The sequence below is a fragment of the Paenimyroides aestuarii genome (assembly GCF_024628805.1).
Taxonomy (GTDB): Bacteria; Bacteroidota; Bacteroidia; order Flavobacteriales; family Flavobacteriaceae; genus Flavobacterium; species Flavobacterium aestuarii_A.
This window is the reverse complement of the sequence record NZ_CP102382.1, coordinates 419,378-444,658: the sequence shown is the minus strand read 5'-3', so window position 1 is coordinate 444,658 and position 25,281 is coordinate 419,378. Positions and strand designations below refer to the sequence as shown.

Sequence of the window (25,281 nt, the reverse complement as noted above, 5' to 3'; positions counted from 1 at the left end):
TATGGTTTTGTATATTTTTAAATCAACATTTTTATTGTTTATTTTTTGGTTGATTTACAAAGGAAGCCTTGAAAACAAAAAATCATTAGTGTTTATAAGATATTATTTGCTTATTGCTGTTTTTACAGCATTGCTGATTCCCATGTTTCAATTTACGTTTTTCGTAACAGAAAATTCAGTAGTAAAAACGAAAGAATTTGTCTATGAAAGCATTTCAGAATTGCCAGTTGAAATAACGCAGCATTCTGCAGCAGATTTATCTGTTATTTCTCTAATTTATCTGTTGGTTTGTAGTGTTTTTTTAATGAAGTTTGTTTTCAATTTATTAAAAATCAATCAATTGAGTAAAAAGGGTGTGCTGGTTAACACCATTTATGGTAAAGTGATTACGAATCAAAAAGTAACTTCACCTTTCTCGTTTTTCAATTGTATTTATGTAAATGCAAATGAATGGAATCAAAACAAAATAAACACATCCATCTTAGTGCATGAACAAGCTCATATCACACAGAAACACACTGTTGATATTTTATTGATAGAGTTGATAAAAGTTTTATTCTGGTTTCAGCCCTTTGTCTATCAGTATAAGAAACTTATCCAAGAAAATCATGAATATTTAGCAGATGAAGCTACTTTAAAGCAAACAAACAACCTGAAGCAATATCAAGAATTAATCTTAAACTATTATAGCAAAAACGAATCAATTGTAGCGTTGAGCAGTGCTATACATTTCAAAAATTTAAAAAAACGATTTATTATGATGAAAAGCAAAACAAAAGCAAAAATTTGGATACCGGTATTTTACTCCTTTATTATTTTACTAACCTACATTGGGTTTGTGGGAATGGAGGCGCAAGCAACTGAATTAAAAAAAATGGAAGATACGCTAACCAATGTAATTGAAAACGCAGTTCAAAAACCAACTTTAAAAGAAACCTTAGAAACACCAAATGGTTCAAAGCAATCTGTTGATCAAGAAATAATCATTTTGAAATATATCAAGGGCAAAGAAAGTTCAGGATATTTTCACAACCCGAAAGACAAATTGGTGTATTACTACGTGATTAGTCCAGAACAGCAAGTTTCAATTTACAACCGTTATGGAGTTCTGCAAGAAAATAAGAATTTTACATTTCGATTAGAAGAAATTAAAGCCGAGGAGCAAACCGAAAATCGAAATAATGAATTGAATTCGGCTACTAACGCAGCTAATCAAGATGGTGAACAATTGCACAGTTTTGTAGATAAAAAAGCACAACCTAAAGAAGGCCTTCGGTCTTTCTTTGATAATTTTATGACATCTTTTAATACTGAAACGATTCATTCAAACGATTCATTAATTTCAACCAGATTAAAATTCATAGTAGAAAAAGATGGTAGTTTTTCCAATATTGTAGCAGTTGGTGGCGGCAATGAAGAAGCGTCTAACGAAGCCATTCGGGTTTTAAAAACAATGCCTAAATGGCAGCCTGCAGAACACGAAGGAAAAGTGGTGCGATCTACGTTTACCATGCCTATAAAAATTAGGTTGAATCAACAGCCGGAAGAAGCAGAGGAGTAGATGAAAAGCGGGATGTTACTTTTTGTAGTATTTTTTGTTTCTTGCAAAATCAATCAAACTAAAAACGGGTTGCCTGTGGGCAGATGGAAATACAGTACTACATCTAAAACCGAGCGCAGTGTAATTAAGGCGAAATATGATGCGAACGGTAAAGAAAAAGGCGTTTGGAAATATTACAGCAACGACACGCTTACCCGATTAGAAAAATACTATTACCCTTATTCGGTTGATGTCTTGTACCATAAAAACGGCAAAATAAGCGAAATAGGCAAAAGCTTTACTACTAAAAATTCATGGACAAAAGTAGGTACATGGTTTTTGTTTAATGAAAACGAACAGCTTATTGATTCGATAACCTTTGAAACACAAGAGGCTGTCCAAAAAGGGCAGTCTTTTTTTTATGCGGCTAATTTTTGATAGTGAAAATTTTGATGATTATTTTTAGTTGAAGAAAATTCTTGATGCTTAAAAATGAAAATTTCAATTTCAAAAATCATTTTTGAACCTCGTTTTGCGGTTTTTACAACAATTTTCTTAGAAGTCGCTCCTTTAGCCACCATTTTTCTAAAATTATGTCCAAGAGCCATCAGTAGAAATTCTAATTCTACTTTTTCTAATCCTTTGAATGTAAATCTGTTAAATTTATTATTGCTTTTGAGTTGACCAAAGACAGCTTCTACTTCTATCGGGCGTTTGCTTCGGTGTTTTAAACCTTCTTCGCTAGTTAATAATGTTTTAGCCTTGTGTTTTAATTCATTTAATCGGTGGTTGACTTCTATTTTTCGGTTGCCTTTTGCATTGAAACATTCCCCTCGAAGCGGACAATTGTTGCAGTTTTTAGCTTGATAATAAGACACTTGCGATTCGTATCCGTTGCTCGAAATTCGTTTGCCTTTGCCTATATTTTCCATTCGTTGACCCATCGGACAAACGTAAAAATCTTGTTCTTGGTTATAGAATAAATTCTGAACCAAAAACGGATTGTTTTCCATCTTCTTTTTCTGTTCTGCATGAAAATAATTATACTTCACATACGCTGTAACGCTCTTATTTTCAAGCATTTCGTAATTCTCCTCACTTCCGTATCCTGCATCGGCAACCACTTCTTTGCTTTGTTTTTTGTAAGCATTTTCAAAACCTTCCAAATGAGATTCTAAAGTGGTGGTGTCACCAGGTTTTTGATGGATAGAGATGTGTGTAATAAACTGGTTTTCAGTTGAAATCTGCGTATTATAAGCCGGTTTAAGCTGTCCGTTTTTCATGTGATCTTCCTTCATCCGCATAAAAGTAGCGTCGGGGTCGGTTTTGCTGTAAGAATTCCTATCGCCTAAAGTTTCTAGGTCTTTTTCGTATTTTTCTAATTTTGGAAGATGCTCATCCTGAAGTTTTTGTAGCTCTTTTGCCTGTTTTTTGGTAGGTTCTTTTAGTTTTTTGTTCAATTCAGATAACTTCTCTTTTAGTTCTTCGGAATTGATTTTTTTGGGCAGTTCTTCCTTGTTAAGTTCTTGATTATCTGATTGAATACTGTTTTCAATATCTGAAAGAATCGTATTGATTTTAACTTCTAATTTTTCTTTGTACTTTTCCACAGAACCCCGCCAAACGAAGGTGTATTTATTGGATTTTGCCTCAATTTTTGTGCCGTCAATATACTGAATATCAAGGCTGATGTAGCCCAATTCTACCAGCATTTTCACCACTTCGGCAAACAAATCTTTGATTTTCTCCTTCAAAATTTTCCCTCTAAATTCGTTGATGGTTCTAAAATTTGGCGTAGAATTTCCCGAAATGTACATAAAATGAATGTTTTCGGTAAGGGCTTTGGCGATTTTTCTACACGAATAAATGTTGGACAAATAGCTGTAAAACAACACTTTAATCATCATTCTCGGATGATATGCAGAGCAACCTCCGCCTAAGTAAAGATTTGTAATATCGCTGATATCCAATTGATTAACCACCGAATCCACCAACCGAACGGGGTGGTCTTCTGGAATCAAATCAAAAATATTGATAGGGAAAAGTTCTGGAGAGTTGCCTGTTTGATTTTTAAATGTTACCTTAGCCATAGTTGGGTTTTTTGTTCAACTCTAAAATACGAATTTTTTAGAGAAAACACAACAAAAAAAGGGCTGCCCAAACTTTTTGGACAGCCTCTTTTTTATCCATGAACGGTTTCTTTTGTGCCGTAATTTTGAATCAATTGTCCTTCAAATTCCAGCCATTCTTTCCAACGCTTGTCCACATTGGTTCGTTCGGTATATTTTTTAGCAAACTTTATAAAAGTGGTATAGTGTCCCGCCTCAGAAATCATTAAATCTCTATAAAATTTAGCCAACTCTTCATCTTTAATATTTTCAGAAAGCACACGGAAACGCTCACAACTTCTGGCTTCAATCATTGCAGCAAACAACAAACGGTCAATAAAAGCATCGTTTCTAGAACCGTCTTTTTTCATGAATTTATACAATTGGTTCACATAATCATCTTTTCGCTCTCGGCCCAGCGTATAACCACGTTGCTTAATGATATCATGCACCATTTTAAAATGTTCCATTTCTTCAATCGCTATTTCGGTCATTGCCGTCACCAAATCTTCGTGTTCTGAGTTGTATGTTATAATTGTAATGGCATTTGTAGCCGCTTTTTGTTCGCACCACGCATGATCGGTTAAGATTTCTTCTATATTACCTTCAGCAATATTTGCCCAACGCGGATCGGTCAATAACTTAAGTCCTAACATTTGGTAGATTTTTTTGCAAATTTACAAATTAATTAAACAGTTAGTATCTTTTAAAGATAACTTCGATATTTGCCTTATGAACAACCGTATTTTAATCATAGGTTTGGTGTGGCCTGAACCCACTTCATCTGCAGCCGGCTGGCGCATGTTGCAATTAATTGATGAGTTAAAGAAAATAGCCACCGATATTCATTTTGCTTGTGCGGCTGCTAAATCGGTAGCCTCGCATCCTTTGGCAAATGAGCAAATAGTAGAGCATTCGATTGTTTTGAACGATTCCTTGTTCAACGATTTTGTGCGGGAATTGCAACCTAGCATAGTGGTTTATGACCGATTTTTAATCGAAGAACAATTTGGTTGGCGTGTGAAGCAAGAATTGCCCCATGCATTGACGGTTTTAGACACCGAAGATTTGCATTTTGTTCGCAGAGCCCGAACAGTTGCTTATAGGAACAATACGGAAATTGATTATGATACGGCAGATTGCCACCGCGAATTGGCGGCTATTCATCGATGTGATGTGTCGCTTATTATTTCTCCATTTGAATACGATTTATTGGTTCATCAATTTCAGATTCCTAAAGTACAATTGCTGTACCTGCCTTTTATAGAGCAGCATTTGTCTGAAGCCTATTTTCAATCATTGCCCACATTTGATCAACGAAAAAATATAGTGTTTATAGGGAATTTTATCCACGAACCCAATTATGAAACGGTGCTTCAACTAAAAAAGATGTGGCCGCTTATTCGCAAGCGTTTAAAAAATGTGGAACTACATATATACGGTGCTTATCCATCACAAAAAATCAACCAACTACAAAATACATCCGAAGGGTTTATCATAAAAGGGGCAGCAGAAAATGTGAATACAACCATGCAAAATTATAGGGTTTTAGCAGCACCCATTCCTTTTGGCGCAGGTTTAAAAGGCAAGTTTATCGATGGTTTTAAAAACAATTTGCCCAATGTGACCACTTCAATAGGAAGTGAAGGCATTGCCACTGCAAATTGGGCAGGGTTTGTAGCCGATCAACCAGAAGATTTTGTAAATGCAGTTTGTGAATTGTACAATAATGAACGCATTTGGAACGAATCGGTTTTGAATGGATACCGAATCATAAATCAGTATTTTTCAAATCAAATTTGGAACGGAGTTTTAGCAACAACCCTTTTATCAATCCAAAAACAAATTTCCATCCACAGAAAAAAGCTGCCTATTCAAAAAATGTTGTGGCACCACAGTTTGCAGTCTATCAAGTACATGAGCTTATGGATTGAAACAAAAAACAAACTCCATAACAACCGTTAAAGTTTATTGCAAAGCAAGTTGGTTTTATTTAATAGCCGTATCTTTATTAAAAGAAAATTTTAATTGTTATGGAAAATCCTTTAGTAACCCAAGTGAAACAGTACATTTCGCCAACTTTTATATCAAGTTTGGCAATTAGTACCAACGAGAACGAAACAGCTATGCACAATGCTTTTGATGTAGCCATTCCTGCATTACTTCTAAAAATGCACTACAAAGGCGATGCGTATTTAAGAGCAATGTTTACCGAAGTGCAGCAAATTTTTAACAATGCAGCAAATGATTACAGCTTTAAATTTGATAAATCAGAAACCGTTCTGCAAGACTTTTTAGGAACAGATAAACATGATTTTGCGGATAAAATTTCCAGTTTTTCTAATATTTCCGATGAATCTGCTCATGCAGTTTTGAAGACTGCCTTTGTGGGAATTATTGATTATTTTCAAAATTTGGATGCCCAATTTGAACTAAGTAGTATTCAAACGGTGATTACAAATAATTTAAGTTCGCTGAAAGCGATGATTCCGGCCGGTTTGGGAATGTTAGAAACAGTAAACACTACGGTAAATGAACCAACACCTATTCATACCGAAACACGTGAACACGCCGATAGTACCATTCATAATGTGGTAAACAACAACGAAGAAAATCAGTTTAAAACAAAAGAATCTGCTTATGAAGAACCTCAAAAAGGCGGCACCGCAAACTTGTTTAAATACGCATTAATCCCTTTATTTTTAGGTGTTGTTGTAATTTTTTTTCTTTACCGCGGATGCAATCGCGAACGAACCATTGAAGAAGCAGTGATGCACAACGACAGCTTGGAGAATCATAGCGACAACTAAACATACCATTGATTTTTGCATGATTATTTAATATTTTATTGCAAGGGATAAAAAAATGCTAAAAAAGATAGTATATTTGCGATGTTTTAGTGATTATCAAAAAATTAAATATTATGAATAACGGTCAAGACAAAAGCGGAAATGCATTCAAATACAGTTTAATACCTTTAATGTTAGGTGTGGTGCTTATTTTCTTTTTATACAGAAGCTGTGGAAATTCTGTTTTTGAAGCAAAACCTTCAAAAGAAACACCAGCTGTTATTGTAGAAGACGAATTGTCGCCAGAACAACCTTTGGTTAAAAAAGATACAGCAAGTGCGCCCGCTGAAGCAGTTGCACCGGTAGCAAATGATACGGTACAAACTGCTGAATAATTAAAGATTACTTGATAAAAAAAGAGGCTGTCCAAAAAGTTTGGGCAGCCCTTTTTTAGTTGTGTTTTCTCTAAAAAATTCGTATTTTAGAGTTGAACAAAAAACCCAACTATGGCTAAGGTAACATTTAAAAATCAAACAGGCAACTCTCCAGAACTTTTCCCTATCAATATTTTTGATTTGATTCCAGAAGACCACCCCGTTCGGTTGGTGGATTCGGTGGTTAATCAATTAGATATCAGCGATATTACAAATCTTTACTTAGGCGGAGGTTGCTCTGCATATCATCCGAGAATGATGATTAAAGTGTTGTTTTACAGCTATTTGTCCAACGTTTATTCGTGTAGAAAAATCGCCAAAGCCCTTACCGAAAACATCCATTTTATGTACATTTCGGGAAATTCTACGCCAAATTTTAGAACCATCAACGAATTTAGAGGGAAAATTTTGAAGGAGAAAATCAAAGATTTGTTTGCCGAAGTGGTGAAAATGTTGGTTGAAATGGGCTATATCAGCCTTGATGTTCAGTATATTGACGGCACAAAAATAGAGGCAAAATCCAATAAATACACCTTCGTTTGGCGGGGTTCTGTGGAAAAGTACAAAGAAAAATTAGAAGTTAAAATCAATACGATTCTTTCAGATATTGAAAACAGTATTCAATCAGATAATCAAGAACTTAACAAGGAAGAACTGCCCAAAAAAATCAATTCCGAAGAACTAAAAGAGAAGTTATCTGAATTGAACAAAAAACTAAAAGAACCTACCAAAAAACAGGCAAAAGAGCTACAAAAACTTCAGGATGAGCATCTTCCAAAATTAGAAAAATACGAAAAAGACCTAGAAACTTTAGGCGATAGGAATTCTTACAGCAAAACCGACCCCGACGCTACTTTTATGCGGATGAAGGAAGATCACATGAAAAACGGACAGCTTAAACCGGCTTATAATACGCAGATTTCAACTGAAAATCAGTTTATTACCCACGTTTCCATCCATCAAAAACCGGGGGATACCACGACTTTGGAATCGCATCTCGATGGTTTTGAAAATCTCTACGGAAAACAAAGCAAAGAAGTGGTTGCCGATGCAGGATACGGAAGTGAGGAGAATTACGAAATGCTTGAAAATAAAAACGTTACAGCGTATGTGAAGTATAATTATTTTCATGCAGAACAGAAAAAGAAGATGGAAAACAATCCGTTTTTGGTTCAGAATTTATTCTATAACCAAGAACAAGATTTTTACGTTTGTCCGATGGGTCAACGAATGGAAAATGTTGGCAAAGGCAAACGAATATCGAGCAACGGGTACGAATCGCAAGTGTCTTATTATCAAGCTAAAAACTGCAACAATTGTCCGCTTCGAGGGGAATGTTTCAATGCAAAAGGTAATCGCAGAATAGAAGTCAATCACCGTTTGAATGAGCTTAAAGAAAGAGCGAGAAATTTATTAACGAGCGAAGAAGGTTTAAAACACCGAAGCAAACGCCCGATAGAAGTAGAAGCTGTCTTTGGTCAACTCAAAAGCAATAATAAATTTAACAGATTTACATTCAAAGGCTTAGAAAAAGTAGAATTAGAGTTTCTACTGATGGCTCTTGGGCATAATTTTAGAAAAATGGTGGCCAAAGAAGCGACTTCTAAGAAAATTGTTGTAAAAACCGCAAAAAGAGGTTCAAAAATGATTTTTGAAATTGAAATTTTCATTTTTAAGCATCAAGAATTTTCTTCAACTAAAAATAATCACCACAATTTTCACTATCAAAAATTAGCCGCATAAAAAAAGACTGCCTTTTTGGACAGCCTCTTTTTTAATTCTTTGAAATAATAATTGTTAACTGGTTTATTTCTGTAATTCCTTAATAAACTAAAAATGAAAAATTTAAGTGTTTTCTATTTCGTTAAAAAGTTATACTTTTACGAAAACTAAACTATATTTTGTATGAAAATAAAATACTTATTGTTAATACTTTTTTTTGTTAACACCTTCCAGCATCAAGCACAAATAAATTCTCACATTGTTATTCCTTACGCTGAGAGAATCGACACGGATCTTACAATGAATAAAAGCATTTATTCGATTGTAAATTTTAAAACACCAACATATACCATTCAAAACCAAACTATAAATAATGGAAGTAATATGGTGGCTAATGGAGCATTGGCATATGATACCGCTATTTTAAAATTTGATACAAATTTTTTACTAAATCATTATTTCCATTTTAGCGGTAGTGGTTCAGAGGCTATCTCTGTTGTACATGAGGATGATAATAACAATTTATACGCTATAATAGAAGCAAACGGCCCTGTGACAATTGATAATACTACCTATCCGATACCTGCATCGGGTTACCAATCTCTAATAATTAAAATTAATAGTAACGGACAGGTTGCTTGGGTGAAAAAGGTTGATCAAGACTTAGCGCAGTGTAAAATAAAGACAATTAATAATGAAGTATTTATTGCCGGGCGCTATATTGGAATGAGCTTAAAAATTGAAAATACAACGGTGTTAGGAAATCAAGTTCATTCACAGTTATCTGAAACATTTATTGCTAAATTTAATGCTACAAATGGTTCGCTACAATGGTTAAGATCTTCAGAAACTACATCGGGTGTTAATCAAAACAAAATGGGTACACATTTTGTTGATTTAGAATTAGATCAGAATGGTAATGCTGTTTTAATTGCTAACTTATTTTCACCGGCGGTACAATTCGGTACTACAAATGTATCTTTTGTGACCAATAATGCTAGTAATAATGCTGTTACTGTTATTGCAAAGTATAGCAATGCAGGAAATTTATCTTGGGCTAAAGCACCAACTGTAATGAATAATAGATTGTTGCTGGCTGAAGATTTAGATATTGATGCCACAAACAATATTTATATATCCGCAAACGCAACCGGTGGTGTTAATTATTGGGGAACATCAGTAAACCCTTCATTTACTACTACTGGAATGTATGGGCATTTGTTTAAATTAAATGCATCGGGAAATTTTCAATGGGCAAAGGCTAATACAAATATACAAGGCGGTTTAACAATTTATGGAATCAAATGCGTTAAAAATGACATTATAGTTACATATCGAGCATTAAATCCTCAAATTATAGATAACCAAACCATAAATATAAGTAAAACTTCTTCAATTTTAGCTGTTTTTGGTAATAATGGAGCTTTAAAAAATTATAAATTACTTGTGCCTGATAATTCTGATCCAAATCTATTTTCAATAACAAATATTCTACATTATAATTCGGCAGGTTATATTCTGTCGGGTAATCAATATGAAGATATAATTTTGGATAATTCCTATTCAATGCCAATGCCAAATCCTGCAATATTCGATAATATTTTTATTATAAAATCTGGGGAATTTGCATCATCTAAAAAAATCGTAGTTGATAAATGGAAAATATATCCGAATCCTGCTAAAGATAAAGTTTTTGTAGAGGGTGAAGAACTTTCTTTAAAATATAAAATATATGATTTAAGCGGAAGAATAGTTGATGCTAATTCATTAACTAACTCAAGAATTGATTTGTCAAATTTATCAAACGGAATTTATATAGTTGAATTAACAAATGATGAATTTACGCAAAGTATAAAGATTATAAAAGAGTAAAAGAAATCCACTTCATACATTGAAGTGGACTTTTTTTTGGGTGTTATTTAGACATTTCAGTGAAATATTTATAAAACAATGGAATGGTTTCAATACCTTTTAAATAATTGAAAATCCCGTAGTGCTCATTTGGTGAGTGTATCGCATCCGAATCTAAACCAAAGCCCATCATAATGGTTTTCGATTGTAATTCTTTTTCAAACAAAGCCACAATAGGAATGGATCCGCCCGAACGAACGGGAATCGGAGTTACGCCAAAGGTGTCGGTATATGCTTTCGATGCCGCTTGATAACCAATAGAATCAATAGGCGTAACATAACCTTGACCGCCATGATGTGGTTTAACGACCACTTTAACCGATGCCGGAGCAATGCTTTCAAAGTGTTTTTTGAACAGCTCAGTAATTTCTTCCCAATCTTGATTAGGAACCAAGCGCATTGATATTTTTGCAAACGCTTTAGAAGGAATCACTGTTTTTGCACCTTCGCCGGTATATCCACCCCAAATTCCGTTAACATCTAATGTAGGTCTTATCGAGTTACGTTCGTTGGTGGTGTAACCAGCTTCGCCGTGAATATCGTGGATATCCAATGCTTTTTTATAATCATCTAACGAAAAAGGACGTTTGCCCATTTCATCGCGTTCTTCTTGCGACAATTCTTCTACTTTGTCATAAAAACCAGGAATAGTTATGTGATTGTTCTCGTCGTGCAACGAAGCAATCATGTTGGTAAGAATGTTGATAGGGTTTGCCACCGCACCGCCGTATAAGCCCGAATGCAAATCGCGGTTTGGTCCAGTAACTTCCACTTCCACATAGCTTAAACCACGTAATCCGGTAGTGATAGAAGGTTGGGTGTTGGAAATCATTCCGGTGTCGGAAATCAAAATCACATCATTTTTTAATTTTTGTTGATTTTTTGCAACAAACCAAGCCAAAGATGCCGACCCAACTTCTTCTTCTCCTTCAATCATAAACTTCACGTTGCAAGGCAATGTGTTGGTTTGCATCATTAATTCTAATGCTTTAACGTGCATAAACATTTGCCCTTTATCGTCACATGCTCCGCGGGCAAAAATAGCTCCGTCTGGGTGTAGTTCTGTTTTTTTGATAACAGGTTCAAAAGGTGGGGAGTCCCATAATTCGATAGGGTCAGCAGGTTGTACATCATAATGACCATAAACCAAAACAGTAGGTAAATTTTCATCGATGATTTTTTCGCCATAAACAATAGGATAACCAGGCGTTTCGCAGATTTCTACTTTGTCGCAACCGGCTTTTTCTAAAAATTCTTTTACTTTATCGGCAGTGTTTAAAACATCTTGTGAGTAGGCACTATCAGCACTAACTGAAGGTATTTTTAATAAGTCAATAAGCTCATTTATAAAACGTTCCTTGTTTTGCTGAACATAATTTTTAATAAGTTCCATTATATGAATTAAATGATTTGTATTGTTTACAACAAATATAACGATAAAAATTTAATGATTTTTTGTTGCAGAATAAAAAAGCATTTGTATATTTGCACCGTCTTACAAGAACAAATAGTTCTTGCCAAACCGCGGGTGTGGTGAAATTGGTAGACACGCCAGACTTAGGATCTGGTGCCGCAAGGTGTGTAGGTTCGAGTCCTATCACCCGCACTTTTAACCCTGACTTTTATAAGTTAGGGTTTTTTATTTATAGTTTAAAATTGCTTGTTTCTATACTAAAAACAAAATCCCAAACGTTAAAGTGCTAAAAAATAATTATATGCGTTTATTTCTATTATTATTTTGCATCATAACATTCAAAGGGTTTGCTCAACAAAAGCAAAGTTTTTATTTTAATTATAACGAAAGTGAATTCTCTCTAACTGAAAAACAAAAAATTGATGACTGGATCAAACACTATCCCAATCTAACTGTTTTTAGGGTGGAAGGTTTTTGTGATTGGGTAGGAAATAATCAGTACAATAACGAACTTTCAGACAAAAGAATTCAAACTGTGTTAAACTATTTAAAAGACAAGGTTGTAATTGATAAAGCAATTACTAAAAAGTCTTTTGGAAAGCAGTTTAAGCAAAACGAAACCCAGGATTTGAATAGAAGGGTTGATGTTTACTTTACTTATGCAATAGATGAAGATGAAAAGGAAAAAAAATTGGATAAAGAACTAGATGCTGCTAAAGCGGGTGAAAAAATAAAATTAAAAAACCTGAATTTTAATGGTGGAACAGCAGTTTTTAAATCTCATTCATATCCAGTTTTAAAAGAATTGCTACAAATAATGAGATCAAACCCGAATTTGAAGATTGAAATTCAAGGGCATATTTGCTGCTATACTGAATCAGATGAGAATGATGTTTCAGCAAAAAGAGCTTTAGCTGTTTATAAATACCTTATTAAAAGCGGAATTGATAAAAAGCGATTAAAGTATAAAAGTTTTGGGGGATCACAACCTATTTATACTATTCCTGAGCAAAACGAAGAAGAACGAGAGGCTAATCGAAGAGTTGAAATTTTAATACTAGAAAAATAAAACAGCATAGCTTTTCCAAATACTTTTTAGTTACTTCGTATTTTAATTTTTTAAAATGAAATTTACTTCACACGAATACAACCTTCTTAAAAGCATCATTGGTAAGGCGCTGGAACAAAACAGTTCTTTTGCAGATAATGATAGTAAAACAAAAGTACTGAAAGATTTATACGAGCGATTAGATTCTGAAAAAATGGTCTCGGGTGTTTATCTGCACGAGTTAAATATGCAGGTTAGAATCTATCTGATTCAGAATGAATTGGCTGATGAGGTGAAAACTCAATTGGAAAATCTATCGGCAAAAATGAAACGAAAATCGCATGCCACTCGATAAGTTTATCAAAATGAAAAGTTAGTTGCGTAAATATTTTTAAACATTTCCTTTAACTACATTATCTTTGCAAAAATTGTATTTGTTGTAAATGAACACAAAGATAAAGAAAGGGCTTATATTTACCGGTATTGCTTTGGTAGCAGTGGTTGGTTTACTTTTGATTGCACCGCTGCTGTTCAAAAAGCAGATTGAACAAGCCGTGAAAGACGCTGCAAAAGAATTCGTGGTTACTCCTGTGAATTTTACCGATTTAAACGTATCGTTTTTTACCAATTTCCCGCATTTAAGTGTGTCTTTGCAGCAGTTAAGCATTCAGGCACCACCTGCTTTCGGTACTATGCAAACAGTAGAAAGCAATTCGGTTGATTTGGGAATTGATGTGTTTAGCTTGTTTTCTGACCAAATTAAATTCACAAAATTGTATGTGAATGAGGGAAAAATGAATGTAGTAACCGACAATTTGGGCAATTTTTCGTTTGCTATTTTTAAATCTTCTGAAGAGCCTTCCACTGATAGTTCTTTTTCTTTGGCATTGAACAAAATTCATGTTAAAAACACAGATGTTTTGTATCAAGACGATCCATCGAAAATTAAAATTCAAACCAAAAATACCAACATCAACGGCGATGTTCAGGTAACCGACAAATACATTCATTTGGAAACCGAAACCGATATTAAATCGCTTTTTTTTCAATTGGATAAAAGTGTTTTGGTAGATCACAAACCTTTGAAAGGTGCTATAAACACCAAAGTGCAACTCAATCCAATGGTTGTTGAATTTAAAGAAAACAAGCTGCAATTGGCGCAGTTGCCATTAAATGTGTTGGGGAAAATAGCTGTTCTTGAAAAAGGAATCGATTTTGATTTAAACGTGCAATCAAATAAAGTATCGTTAGAAAATTTGTTTTCGCTGGTTCCGCAAGAATATCAAAAATGGTATGATGGCATGGTGTTTAAAGGCACATCAACCATTCATTTATTATTCCAAGGATTGCTGCAAGAAGGCGTTTCAAAGCCCAATTTAAACATTAAGCTGGATGTTGCCAATGGAAGCATCGCAGCAAAACAATTTCAAGATGTGCCTGTAACCAATTTGCAAACAAAAGCAGTATTACATCTGCCACAATTAAACCCCGATTCCTTGGCAATTAATGTGTCTAACTTTACTTTTAATTTAGGCAAAGGTTTTGCAAAAGGCAAGGCTTTATACCGCTTTCCGATGTATGTGGATGCATCTGTAAACGCAGATTTGAATGTGTCGCAACTTTGGCAAACACTTGCTGTTTCGGGTATGCAGTTGAAAGGTGATGTGGTACTAAATGCAACAGCAAAAGGAAATTATACCACTAAAAGCAGTACCAACAAACAAGGTGTTGCAACTTCAGAAATCATTGAAATACCAGCGTTTAACATACAGGCAAATTGGCAAAAAGGCTATTTTCAATGGACTGAGATGCCTTTGGCAATCAATAATTTGAGTTTTGATTTAGAGGCTGAAAATACCAGCGGAAACTATAAACACACCAAAGTTTTTATACAGAATTTAATGGCACAAGCAGCATCGAATTTTGTAAAAGGTACCTTGAAAATAGACAATTTAATTGATTATACGACCGATACCGATTTGCAGGCAGTTGTAAATTTGGCCGATATAAAAAAGATTTTCCCGATAAAAGAAGTCGATTTTGGCGGTGAACTAAAGATTAACACCAAAGCAAAGGGCAGTTTTAATTTAGAACAAAACAAAATTCCGGTAACCCAATCCATTGTAAAAATGAAAAACGGTTACTTGCGATACAATAGTTTGCCCGATTTACCATTAGAGAAAGTAAATATAGAAACGCATATTTCATCGCCAAGCGGTTCGTTGAATGATTTGCGTGTGAACGTGTTACCTATCTCGTTTGTTTTGGCAGATGAGCCTTTTAAAATCGATGCCAATTTGTTCAATTTCAACAACCTCACTTTCGATTTGGGTACAAAAGGAAAATTAAATTTGGGCAATTTATACAAGGTTTTTGCAATTGATGGATTAAGCGTTACCGGAGAATTGGAAACCGATGTGAAACTGAAAGGAAAAGGCACTGCAAACGATCCTTCATCATTGAATAATCGCGGTTTTGTGCTGTTGAAAGATATTCACATTAAATCGGAATATTTTCCACATGATTTTGTGTTTACCGAAGGTGTTTTTAAGTTTTATAAAAAGCAAATGAAACTAGAAAATATCAAAATGAATTATGCCAAACAAACCTTTGTTTTAAATGGCGATTTAGAAAATTATATCAATTATTTTTTAACTCCGAATGCAACTTTAAAAGGAAAATTGACCGTTAGTTCGCAGTTTATCGATGTAAATTCGTTTATGTTGCCAGCAAGTTCCACTGCAAATAAAAATGCATCAGCAACCTCCAAATCGGGTGGAAGTGTGGTGTTGGTTCCAGATAAAATCGATTTTGAGCTCACCGCAAATGCCCAAAAAGTAAAATTCAACGATTTGCAATTAGATGATTTAAGCGGTGTTTTAAAAGTTTATGATCAAAAACTTGCACTGCACGAAGCAAAATTTGGTTTAATTGATACGCAGTTTTTGTTAAACGGAACATATCAACCTATTAACAGTCAAAGTGCCTTGTTTGATTTTGCGATCGATGCCCAGCAATTTGATATTCAAAAGGCATATAAACAGTTGAATTTATTCAGAGAAATGGCTCCGGCAGCAGCAAATGCTTCAGGACAGGTTTCGTTGAAGTACCAGCTACAAGGCGTTTTGAACAAAGAAATGTATCCCGATATGAAATCGATAAAAGGTTCGGGCGATTTAATTTTAGAGAATATTCAGTTCAAAGGTTTTAGGTTGTTTAATGCCGTTGCCAGCGAAACAAACACCGATGCTTTGCGCGACGCCAATGTAAAAAATGTGGTGGTGAAAACAGCCATTGCCAATAATGTGATGACTATTGAACGAACCAAATTTAAGATTGCAGGCTTTCGTCCGCGAGTAGAAGGTAAGGTTACATTAGACGGAAAAATGAATTTGGGTATGCGTTTGGGTTTGCCCCCTTTCGGAATTATTGGCATTCCAATTACGGTAAACGGCACAAGTGATGATTTAGACATTAAATTGGGCAAATACAAAGAAGAAAATCTAACCGAAGACGACGAAGATTACGAAGCGTATAAAAAATCAATCGACACCTTAAATCAACAATAATTATTAAACCCATGAAATTTATCTTATTAGCCTTATTTGCTGCCATTTCTTTTAATTTAAAAGCACAACAAACCAACGCCATGCCTTTGGGAGGATATGAAGAATTCCTAGACAACCTTTTTGAAGAGGTGACTATTCCAGATGAAATGTACAATGCCAATAAAGGTTTTATTAAAATTTCTGTTGATAGCTTGGCAAGTGCCAAACTGCTTACGATAAAGCCATACCAGAAAGAGTTTTTTGTGGAACTTCAAAAATTTATAGCAGCCAGTAAATGGACAGCCGCTGTTGAAAATGGAATGACAAAAAACAGTATTGTTCAAATTCCGTTGGCTTTTAAAGATAGCTCTAAACCTCAAAATACCAAAGCAACACCTAAAACCAGTAGTCATGAATTTTACAGCTATTTTGCGAAGAATATAAATCCGAAAATTTTTAAACAAAATGAAATTATTTGTAATGCCAAGTTTTCAGTACATAAAGATGGAAGTTTAGAATTAATTTCAATTGATGTAAACAGCGCAGTATTATTCGATGAGCTGAAAAGATTATTTGCAGGAGCTGAAAAGTGGAATCCCGAAATAAAAAACGGCATACCTGTTACCTCTATAAATAACTTTAAATTAACAGTCAGAAAATGAAACACTTAGCTACAAGCGTTTTTTTGTTTTTATCATTATTATCTTACGCTCAAGATACTACTACTATTTATTCAGAAATAATTTGGAATTATTGGCACAATCTATTGCGAATAACATGCGAATTCCATGCGAATTCCATTAAACTATTACGAAAACAAGGGATTTACTATTCAAATAAAAGTAGATAGTTTGGCAAATGCACAATTGACTTCTTTAGATCCTTACATTAGTGGTTTTTATAAAGAACTTCAAACTTTTGTGAAAGGTACGGCTTGGATTGCCACTAAAAACAATTCTCAGATATATACTTTACCTGTTAAATTAGATAAGCAAAAGATTGCAAATATGGAAAAAGCGCAGCCTAAAGAAGGAATAAATGCGTTTTATGAATCATTTATGAAGTATATTTTTTCTACTTACTATAGAAATTTTAAATATTCGTCGTACAAAATAAATTTTGAGGTTGATGATAAAGGAAAAATCTCTATTTATGAAATCACACTTGCTGATGGAGCCTTTCGTTTTGAGGTAAAACGTTTTTTAGAACGAAAAGCAGGTCTATGGATTCCAGCAAAAATTGACGGAAAACCTGTGAAATCTACTTTTACCTTACCTATTAAATTTCAGTGATTTAGTGTGTATTTTGAAAGAAAAATAAATATATTTGCAAAACATTAAATGGTTTAAAAAATGAAAACATTAAAAGGAATATCATTATTATTTATGGCTGCTGCTTTTATGGTAAGCTGTAAGCAAACATCAAACGAACAAAAAGAAAACGCTGCTGAATCAACTGAAAAAGTAGCATCAACAGAAGTTGCTGGAACTATGCAAAAAGCTACTTTTCAGGTAGAAGGTATGTCTTGTGCAGTGGGTTGTGCAAAAGTTATTGAAGGCAAATTGGCAAAAATGGACGGTGTGAAAACCGCTACTGTTGATTTTGACTCTAAAACTGCTACTGTAGAGTTCGACGATGCAAAGCAGAACACAGACGCTATTAAAAAAATGGTGGAAGAAATTGCTGATGGTGCATACAAAGTGGAGAATTTAACTGTTGCTAAAGAAGTGGCAATGGTTTTTCAAGACGATAAAACAGCACAAAAAAAATGTTGTTCTTCTAAAAAAGACGGAAAATCTTGTGGCGACAAAAAAGAAGGCAATAAGAAAAAAGACGGATGTTGCAGTAAAGACAAAAAAGATAAAAAAGCAACTACAAAGCAAAATATCATCTAAACGAACAAAACTCTTGAGCAATCAAGAGTTTTTTTGTTATTTGTTGGTCCATTCCAGCGATTCCATAATTTTTTTCATATCTTCTTCAATGTATTTTGTTGCCGGATAGATCGAATCAAAATTGGGCTTAGCATAAAAATATAAAGTACCCACAACAAAATTTTTAGTGCTGTCGGTTGCGTAAAATTGCACATTAGTGGCGGCATCGCCAATTACCCGATAAAACATTCCATATACCTTTTTTTCAGGATGTTCGTACACCGATTCTTGTATATCATCTGCTTTAATGGTATGGTTGTAGGTTAATTTTTGTGCATCTTTCAGAAGCATCGTTAAGTTGTTTTCAACTGGGCGATAATTCATATAAATACTTGCCTTCATTTTTGGGTAATCAATCTTAAAAGAACAAGCTTCTTCTGGGCTTATAACTGCCGATTGGTTTTTACTGAACTTAAAATTACAATTAGGATACACATAGCTTTCGTAAGTCGCTGTAGGATATTCTAAGCTTAAAAAACCATCGGGTTTTGGAGTAACATTTTCTGTGCAACTTGCAAAAAAAAGCGCTGTGATAGAGGCATATAAAAAAGAAATTTTTTTCATGGATTGGTTAACTTAATATTCTGTGAATAAGTGTTTTGTAAATGATAACCGCTGCAAAAGAGCATCTTGTGTTAAAAAGGTAAGTCATTCAATTTGTCGTAATCTGCAATTTTCGGAATTTCAAAATTGTTCAAACGGTCGTCGTCAGCGTGTTTCATTGCTTTTGTTTTAGAATCAATATCTTTTTTAATGGTTAAAAAGATAAATTCTGTAACCTGAATTTCGGTAGTGTGTTTGGTGGTTCCGTCTTCGGTTTGCCAATGGCGCGTACGAATTTTTCCTTCCACGTAAATTTTATCGCCTTTACTTAAATATTTTTCACACAATTCGGCCGCTTTGTTTCTAAAAACCAAATTGTGCCATTCGGTAGATGTAATTTTCTCGTTGGTGGTTTTGTTGATATAAACTTCGTTAGTTGCAATAGAAAAGCGAGCGATTGAGTTACCACCTTCAAAATAATGCATTTTCACATCGTCTCCTAAATGCCCTATTAAAGTTACTTTGTTTAAAGTTCCGTACATGATATTATTACTTATCAACCAAAAGTACTAATTTTTTTCAAGCTTAAAAAAATCTTTTAGAAAATTCCAAATCACAATAGGGTATGCATATTTGTGCAAATCGTTAAGGGAAACCTTTTGCTGGTTTGGTGCAAATGCAGCTATATCTATTTCATAAAAATTAATATGCAGTTGCTGATGTGATAGTTTGTGTTTAATGCTGTTTGCAGTCACTTTTTTTATGGTGCTGTTCGGAAATCGGTTGGATAAATCGGTAAAAAGTTTTTCTTCGTTGTTTGAAGGTGTTTCAATAAGAGGCAGTTCAAACAATTGTTGCCAAATGTCTTTTTCGGTGCGTTGCTGAATCACTATTTCATGGTTTTTTCTTAAAATAAGATAATTCAAATACCTGTTTTTAATACTGATTTTTTTGTTTTTAGTAGGAAGGATACTGGTTTCGTTTCTTAAAAAAGCCACGCAGTTTACATTAAAAATACAGGTGCTGCATTTCGGGTTTGCAGGCAAGCAAACCATCGCTCCAAAATCCATAATGGCATGATTGAATAAATCAGGCTCTTTCTTTGAAATCAATTCATTTGCTAAATTTTGAAAAATGGTGCGGTTTTTAGCAACAGCTGTGTCTTCGTAAATTCCAAAAAATCGAGCCAAAACCCTAAAAACATTACCGTCAACCACAGCTACGGTTTCTTTAAATGCAAATGAGGCAATGGCGGCGGCTGTGTAAGGTCCAATTCCTTTCAATTGAATAATATCGCTGTATTTTTCAGGAAACCGATTGTTTAAATCAAAATAAATGGTTTTAGCCGCAGCGTGTAAGTTTCGGGCACGTGAATAGTAGCCCAAACCTTGCCACAATTTCAAAACAGCATCTTCGTTTGCCGTTGCCAAATCTTTTAATGTAGGAAAATTTTCAATAAAAGCTTCATAGTACGGAGTGCCTTGTTCCACCCGAGTTTGTTGCAAAATAATTTCAGAAAGCCATATATAATAAGCGTTTGTGGTGTTTCGCCACGGCAAATCTCGTTTGTTTTTTTGATACCAATGTAGCAGTTGGTCGGTAAAATCCATGCGTATTATTTTCAGGTGTAAAGGTAGTTTTTTTAGCTGTTTTTGTAGTAAAAATCCATTTAATTTAAAATGAGTAACTTTGTGTAGAGTAGAAACAAAAAATAAAGTTATGCTAAAAATCAAGACATACAGTCAAGAGAACACACCGAATACTAATGAAAAGGAAGCAATTTTAAACTTTCTCTACAAAAATTTAGAGCAATACGGCGATCCCAAGCAAGACATTGAAAAGTGTATGAATTATGCCTTAAAAATCACACCTTCTTTTGGCGGATTTGTGGCTACGGCTACTTTAGACGATCAAATTGTTGGTGCTGTGATTGTAAACGAAACCGGTATGAAAGATTATATTCCTGAAAATATTTTGGTATATATCGCAACAGATGCCACCCAACGCGGAAAGGGTATTGGTAAACAATTAATGCAACACGCGATTGAAAAAGCCAATGGAAATATTGCCCTACACGTGGAACCAGATAATCCTGCTATAAAACTTTACGAAAAACTAGGCTTTACAAACAAGTATTTAGAAATGCGTTTAACCAAATAATTGTTATGGCAGTTATAACCTTACATAAGGAACACCTAGCTTACAACTTTGAACGTTTAGATTATTTTTTTGACTTAAAAAATATTCAATGGTCAGTGGTTACCAAAATGCTATGTGGTAATAAATTGTTTTTGAAAGAAGTGTTAAGCTTGCAACCCACGCAAGTGTGCGATTCGCGGGTAAGCAATTTAAAAGCCATAAAAGAAATCAATCCAAAGGTTGAAACCATTTATATTAAACCCACGCCCAAACGTTCGGTGGCATCGGTAGTGAAATATGCAGATATCAGCATGAATACCGATATTACTACCATAAAACTACTTTCGCAAGAAGCCCAAAAGCAAAACAAAACGCATAAAATTATTATTATGATTGAATTGGGGGAACTGCGCGAAGGAGTTATGCGTGAAAATGTGATTTCGTTTTACGATCAAGTGTTTCAGTTGAAAAATATCGAGGTGGTGGGTATTGGTACCAATCTTTCGTGTTTGTATGGCGTGTTGCCAAGCACCGATAAATTGATTCAATTGGCATTATACAAACAGCTAATCGAAGCAAAGTTCAATAAAAAAATTCAATATGTTTCAGGTGGATCATCCGTTACCATTCCATTGATTTTTCAAAACAAACTGCCATCTGGTATCAATCATTTTCGAGTGGGGGAAACCCTTTACCAAGGTACCGATGTGTATAAAGATGCACCCAGTAATTTACTGAAACAAGATGTTTTTACCCTAAAAGCAGAAATCATTGAATTAATTGAAAAACCAATGGTGCCCGAAGGTGATTTTGGAACCAATTTAGAAGGAAAATCATTTACGTTTGATGAAAAAGAAATCGGAAAAAAATCATTTCGTGCCATTTTAGATTTAGGAATTTTAGACGTAGATCAAACCAATATTTTTCCAAAAGATGGTGATATCCGCTTTTTTGGCGCGAGTTCGGATATGATTATTGTAGATTTACAAACAAATGAAAAAAACTATAAAGTAGGCGATTATTTAGAGTTTTCACTGAATTATATGGGAACATTACGCGCAATGAACTCTTCTTATATCGAAAAAGTAGTGCAATAACCCCAGAAAAAACAACCTAAATAGCTATTAGTTTAAAATTTAATGGTTTGAAATGTAGATATTATAATAAAATTAATATATTTGCAAACTCAAAAAACAGACAACAAATTAATTTACAAAGAGATAATGACTAAAGCAGACATTGTAGCTAAAATTTCAGAGAAATTAGGGCTTGAGAAAGGTGATGTGCAGGCAACTGTGGAATCTTTTATGGAGGAAGTAAAATCTTCTTTAGAAAGTGGAGATAACGTATATTTAAGAGGTTTCGGAAGCTTTATAATTAAAACTAGAGCAGAAAAAACGGGTAGAAATATATCTAAAAATACAACAATTAAAATCCCTGCTCACAACATTCCGGCTTTTAAACCAGCTAAAGTGTTTGTGGAAGGTGTTAAAACAAACACAGACGTAAAATAATTACTAACTTAAAAACTACAAGATTATGCCAAGTGGTAAAAAAAGAAAAAGACATAAGGTAGCTACGCACAAACGTAAAAAAAGAGCGAGAGCTAACCGTCACAAAAAGAAAAAGTAGTTTTAAACTACTTTTTCTTTTATTTCAAATTAAAAAGTTCTTTGAAAAATCTTTTAAATACACATTTAAAAGAAACCGGGTAATACCTGTTAATGTTTAATCCATCTGTATTTTTGGTTTCAAGTTTTTATTGTTTCAAGTTTTTAATAAACTTTAAACCGTAAACCTTTAAACTAAACTCAGCAGATAAAAATGTACCAAGTGAACAAAGAGTTAATTATTAGGTCTGGTTCCAATACGGTAGATTTTGCCTTATTAAAAGATGGAAAATTAGTAGAACTACACAGAGATAGGGAAGACGAAAAAGGCTTTTCGGTGGGCGATATCTTTATTGCCAAAATCCGCAAACCCGTTCCTGGACTAAATGCTGCATTTGTAAACGTAGGCTTCGATAAAGACGCCTTTTTGCATTACCACGATTTAGGTCCCAATCTTCCTACGCTCATGAAGTTTACAAAGCTTGTAACTTCAGGTAAACTAAATGATTTCACTCTTAAAAAACTTCCTTTTGAAACCGAAATTGATAAAAACGGCGTCATCAACGATGTGTTAAGTGCCAATCAATCAATTTTAGTGCAAATAGTTAAAGAACCCATATCCACAAAAGGGCCGCGAATAAGTTCTGAACTTTCGCTTGCAGGTCGCTATTTGGTGTTGGTTCCTTTTTCTGAACGAGTTTCTATTTCACAAAAAATAGAATCAAAACAAGAAAAAGATCGTCTTAAAAAGATGATGTTAACCATTAAACCAAAAGGATTCGGGGTTATTGTGCGAACAGTAGCCGAAGGCAAAAATGTTACCGAATTAGAAAAAGACTTGCAAAGTTTAATAGACAAATGGATATTGCTTTGCAAACGTTTAACTACAGCTCATCATCCATCAAAAGTTTTTGGCGAAGTAAACAGAGCATCAAGCATTTTGCGCGATGTTTTTAATGACACTTTTACGGGAATTTATATTGATGATGAAGAATTGTACTACCAAACGAAGGACTATCTGCAAGAAATAGCCCCTTCAAAAGTTTCCATCGTAAAGCATTATAACAACAAAGAAGTGCCGTTGTTCGAAAAGTATCATATTGAACGACAAATAAAAACTTCCTTCGGTAAAACCGTATCTATGAGCAAAGGAGCCTACCTTATTATAGAACATACCGAAGCATTACACGTTATCGATGTAAACAGTGGAAACCGCTCGAACAAAGCTCAATCACAAGAGGATACGGCTCTTGAGGTAAACATGATCGCAGCATCAGAAATTGCACGCCAGTTAAGATTGCGCGATATGGGCGGGATTATCGTTGTTGATTTTATAGACATGAGTAATCCTGAAAATCGTAAAGTATTATATGATTTCCTAAAAGAAGAAATGAGCGATGACAAAGCAAAACACAAAATCTTGCCTCCTAGTAAATTTGGATTGATTCAAATTACTAGACAACGCGTTAGACCCGAAGTTTCTATCAAAACAAAAGAAGAAAACCCTGACCACAACGGTGAAGGTGAAATAGAGGCTCCTATTTTAGTTATTGATAAAATATCGGCTGACTTAGAACGAATTATTAAAGACCACAGAAATGTGGTTTTAAATGCGCATCCATTTATTGCTGCGTATTTAACCAAAGGATTTCCATCGGTACGAAACAAATGGGTGTTGGAACACAAACGCTGGATAAAAATCATTCCACGCGATGCCTATACCTACTTAGAATACCATTTCTTTGATAAAGAAGGAAACCAAATAGAATAGTAAAAAGCCGAACAAACGTTCGGCTTTTTTTATACCCGCTTTTTAAATAGTTGTCAAAAAAACTTTGTTAAATCATTTTAATTGTTATTTTTGTTAGAAACAAAATTTTTAAAACAATATTTATGAGAAAAATTACGATGACCCTTTTAGGGTTGGTTGCGTTTTCTACAAGCGCATTGGCACAGCAAGAAGTAAAATTTGGTCCTAAAGCAGGGGTTAACTTTGCTAATTTATCAGGATTAGACAATAGTGAGATGAAAATAGGTTTCCATGTTGGAGCAGTAGCAGAGATAAAATTTAACGAAAAGTTTTCTATTCAACCAGAGGTGATTTATTCCACTCAAGGAGCAAAAACTTCTACAACAACACCATTAGGTTCTTTTGAAAGTGAGATAAAGAATGACTATATTAACGTACCCATTATGGCGAAATATTATATAGTTGATGGTTTTTCTGCTGAATTAGGGCCTTATGTTGGTTTTTTAATGAAATCAGAATCGGAAATTGGTAATCTTACTGGTGACTCTAAAGACGCTTATAAATCTGTTGATTTTGGTTTAGGTGTTGGTTTAGCTTATGACATGCCAATGGGCTTTTTTGTAGGAGCTCGTTATAATTTGGGCTTATCAAAAGCTAATGAAGATATTTCTGCAGCAAATGGAAATGTAACTTTTCAAACAAGTGATTTAAAAAACGGAGTAATCCAAGTAGGTGTTGGATACAAATTCTAACAATTACAATATTTAGTGAAAACCGCAACGATTTGTTGC

The 25,281-nt window shown here is 34.2% G+C and carries 22 protein-coding genes, 1 tRNA gene and 2 pseudogenes; 19 read left to right on the top strand and 6 right to left on the bottom strand.

Translation table 11 applies throughout. The features are described 5' to 3' along the window. The first annotated feature begins 1 nt into the window (after position 1). Both NPX36_RS02105 and NPX36_RS02100 read left to right on the top strand, forming a co-directional pair. Entirely contained in the window at positions 2-1,561 is a 1,560-nt protein-coding gene (locus tag NPX36_RS02105; protein ID WP_257499788.1) for a M56 family metallopeptidase, read from the top strand. Continuing rightward, positions 1,562-1,978, top strand: coding sequence for a hypothetical protein (locus NPX36_RS02100; RefSeq protein ID WP_257499787.1), 417 nt, complete (start codon positions 1,562-1,564; stop codon positions 1,976-1,978). A gap of 77 nt (positions 1,979-2,055) precedes the next feature. Here NPX36_RS02100 and NPX36_RS02095 read toward each other — a convergent pair. Then, positions 2,056-3,630 (bottom strand): annotated as a pseudogene (locus NPX36_RS02095) (IS1182 family transposase); the annotation flags it as partial. Positions 3,631-3,722: 92 nt separating this feature from the next. Next, complete coding sequence (gene miaE / locus NPX36_RS02090; protein ID WP_257499786.1) at positions 3,723-4,304, bottom strand: tRNA-(ms[2]io[6]A)-hydroxylase; 582 nt, start codon at positions 4,302-4,304, stop codon at positions 3,723-3,725. Positions 4,305-4,380: 76 nt separating this feature from the next. On the opposite strand from miaE, the gene NPX36_RS02085 reads away from it, so the two are divergent. The 5 genes and pseudogenes from NPX36_RS02085 (at position 4,381) to NPX36_RS02065 (ending at position 10,465) form a co-directional block, all read left to right on the top strand. Next, positions 4,381-5,613 (top strand): glycosyltransferase, encoded by a 1,233-nt coding sequence (locus NPX36_RS02085; RefSeq protein ID WP_257499785.1) that lies wholly within the window; start codon positions 4,381-4,383, stop codon positions 5,611-5,613. Between the two features lie 68 nt (positions 5,614-5,681). Continuing rightward, positions 5,682-6,458, top strand: a complete 777-nt coding sequence (locus NPX36_RS02080) for a hypothetical protein (RefSeq protein ID WP_257499784.1) — start codon at positions 5,682-5,684, stop codon at positions 6,456-6,458. 113 nt (positions 6,459-6,571) lie between these two features. Continuing rightward, positions 6,572-6,832: a hypothetical protein gene (locus NPX36_RS02075; protein WP_257499783.1), complete on the top strand. Its 261-nt coding sequence runs from the start codon at positions 6,572-6,574 to the stop codon at positions 6,830-6,832. A gap of 111 nt (positions 6,833-6,943) precedes the next feature. Continuing rightward, positions 6,944-8,518, top strand: a pseudogene (locus NPX36_RS02070) (IS1182 family transposase); the annotation flags it as partial. 258 nt (positions 8,519-8,776) lie between these two features. After that, the gene (locus tag NPX36_RS02065) at positions 8,777-10,465 is read left to right on the top strand and encodes a T9SS type A sorting domain-containing protein (RefSeq protein ID WP_257499782.1); all 1,689 of its coding nucleotides are present in this window, start codon (positions 8,777-8,779) and stop codon (positions 10,463-10,465) included. Positions 10,466-10,508: 43 nt separating this feature from the next. On the opposite strand, the gene NPX36_RS02060 is transcribed toward NPX36_RS02065, so the two are convergent. Then, positions 10,509-11,897, bottom strand: a complete 1,389-nt coding sequence (locus tag NPX36_RS02060) for a dipeptidase (RefSeq protein ID WP_257499781.1) — start codon at positions 11,895-11,897, stop codon at positions 10,509-10,511. 131 nt (positions 11,898-12,028) lie between these two features. Here NPX36_RS02060 and NPX36_RS02055 point away from each other — a divergent pair. The 7 genes from NPX36_RS02055 (at position 12,029) to NPX36_RS02025 (ending at position 18,409) form a co-directional block, all read left to right on the top strand. Then, a tRNA-Leu gene (locus NPX36_RS02055) sits at positions 12,029-12,110 on the top strand. Between the two features lie 109 nt (positions 12,111-12,219). Beyond that, entirely contained in the window at positions 12,220-12,987 is a 768-nt protein-coding gene (locus NPX36_RS02050) for an OmpA family protein (protein WP_257499780.1), read from the top strand. A 55-nt stretch (positions 12,988-13,042) separates the two neighbouring features. Continuing rightward, positions 13,043-13,321 carry a hypothetical protein gene (locus NPX36_RS02045; RefSeq protein WP_257499779.1) on the top strand — a complete coding sequence of 93 codons (279 nt, stop codon included), beginning with the start codon at positions 13,043-13,045 and terminating at the stop codon, positions 13,319-13,321. A gap of 88 nt (positions 13,322-13,409) precedes the next feature. After that, positions 13,410-16,535, top strand: a complete 3,126-nt coding sequence (locus NPX36_RS02040; protein WP_257499778.1) for an AsmA family protein — start codon at positions 13,410-13,412, stop codon at positions 16,533-16,535. Between the two features lie 11 nt (positions 16,536-16,546). Beyond that, positions 16,547-17,176 (top strand): hypothetical protein, encoded by a 630-nt coding sequence (locus NPX36_RS02035; protein ID WP_257499777.1) that lies wholly within the window; start codon positions 16,547-16,549, stop codon positions 17,174-17,176. A gap of 126 nt (positions 17,177-17,302) precedes the next feature. Continuing rightward, positions 17,303-17,806, top strand: coding sequence for a hypothetical protein (locus NPX36_RS02030; protein ID WP_257499776.1), 504 nt, complete (start codon positions 17,303-17,305; stop codon positions 17,804-17,806). A gap of 60 nt (positions 17,807-17,866) precedes the next feature. Next, positions 17,867-18,409, top strand: a complete 543-nt coding sequence (locus tag NPX36_RS02025) for a heavy-metal-associated domain-containing protein (protein WP_257499775.1) — start codon at positions 17,867-17,869, stop codon at positions 18,407-18,409. Between the two features lie 36 nt (positions 18,410-18,445). On the opposite strand, the gene gldD is transcribed toward NPX36_RS02025, so the two are convergent. From gldD to mutY, 3 genes are all read right to left on the bottom strand, one after another. Beyond that, positions 18,446-19,012, bottom strand: coding sequence for a gliding motility lipoprotein GldD (gene gldD, locus NPX36_RS02020; RefSeq protein ID WP_257499774.1), 567 nt, complete (start codon positions 19,010-19,012; stop codon positions 18,446-18,448). Positions 19,013-19,083: 71 nt separating this feature from the next. Next, a complete protein-coding gene (locus NPX36_RS02015) occupies positions 19,084-19,533 on the bottom strand; it encodes a single-stranded DNA-binding protein (protein ID WP_257499773.1) in 450 nt (149 codons plus the stop codon). Between the two features lie 27 nt (positions 19,534-19,560). Then, positions 19,561-20,601 (bottom strand): A/G-specific adenine glycosylase, encoded by a 1,041-nt coding sequence (mutY, locus tag NPX36_RS02010; RefSeq protein WP_257499772.1) that lies wholly within the window; start codon positions 20,599-20,601, stop codon positions 19,561-19,563. A gap of 109 nt (positions 20,602-20,710) precedes the next feature. Between mutY and NPX36_RS02005 the strand changes: the two genes are divergently transcribed. From NPX36_RS02005 to NPX36_RS01985, 5 genes are all read left to right on the top strand, one after another. Continuing rightward, positions 20,711-21,151 (top strand): GNAT family N-acetyltransferase, encoded by a 441-nt coding sequence (locus NPX36_RS02005; protein ID WP_257499771.1) that lies wholly within the window; start codon positions 20,711-20,713, stop codon positions 21,149-21,151. A gap of 5 nt (positions 21,152-21,156) precedes the next feature. Continuing rightward, positions 21,157-22,227 (top strand): alanine racemase, encoded by a 1,071-nt coding sequence (locus tag NPX36_RS02000; protein ID WP_257499770.1) that lies wholly within the window; start codon positions 21,157-21,159, stop codon positions 22,225-22,227. A gap of 81 nt (positions 22,228-22,308) precedes the next feature. Beyond that, on the top strand, positions 22,309-22,644 hold the full coding sequence (locus NPX36_RS01995) for an HU family DNA-binding protein (RefSeq protein WP_257499769.1): 336 nt from the start codon (positions 22,309-22,311) through the stop codon (positions 22,642-22,644). 319 nt (positions 22,645-22,963) lie between these two features. Next, positions 22,964-24,511: a ribonuclease E/G gene (locus tag NPX36_RS01990; protein WP_257499768.1), complete on the top strand. Its 1,548-nt coding sequence runs from the start codon at positions 22,964-22,966 to the stop codon at positions 24,509-24,511. 122 nt (positions 24,512-24,633) lie between these two features. After that, on the top strand, positions 24,634-25,242 hold the full coding sequence (locus NPX36_RS01985) for a porin family protein (protein WP_257499767.1): 609 nt from the start codon (positions 24,634-24,636) through the stop codon (positions 25,240-25,242). Positions 25,243-25,281: the final 39 nt, after the last annotated feature.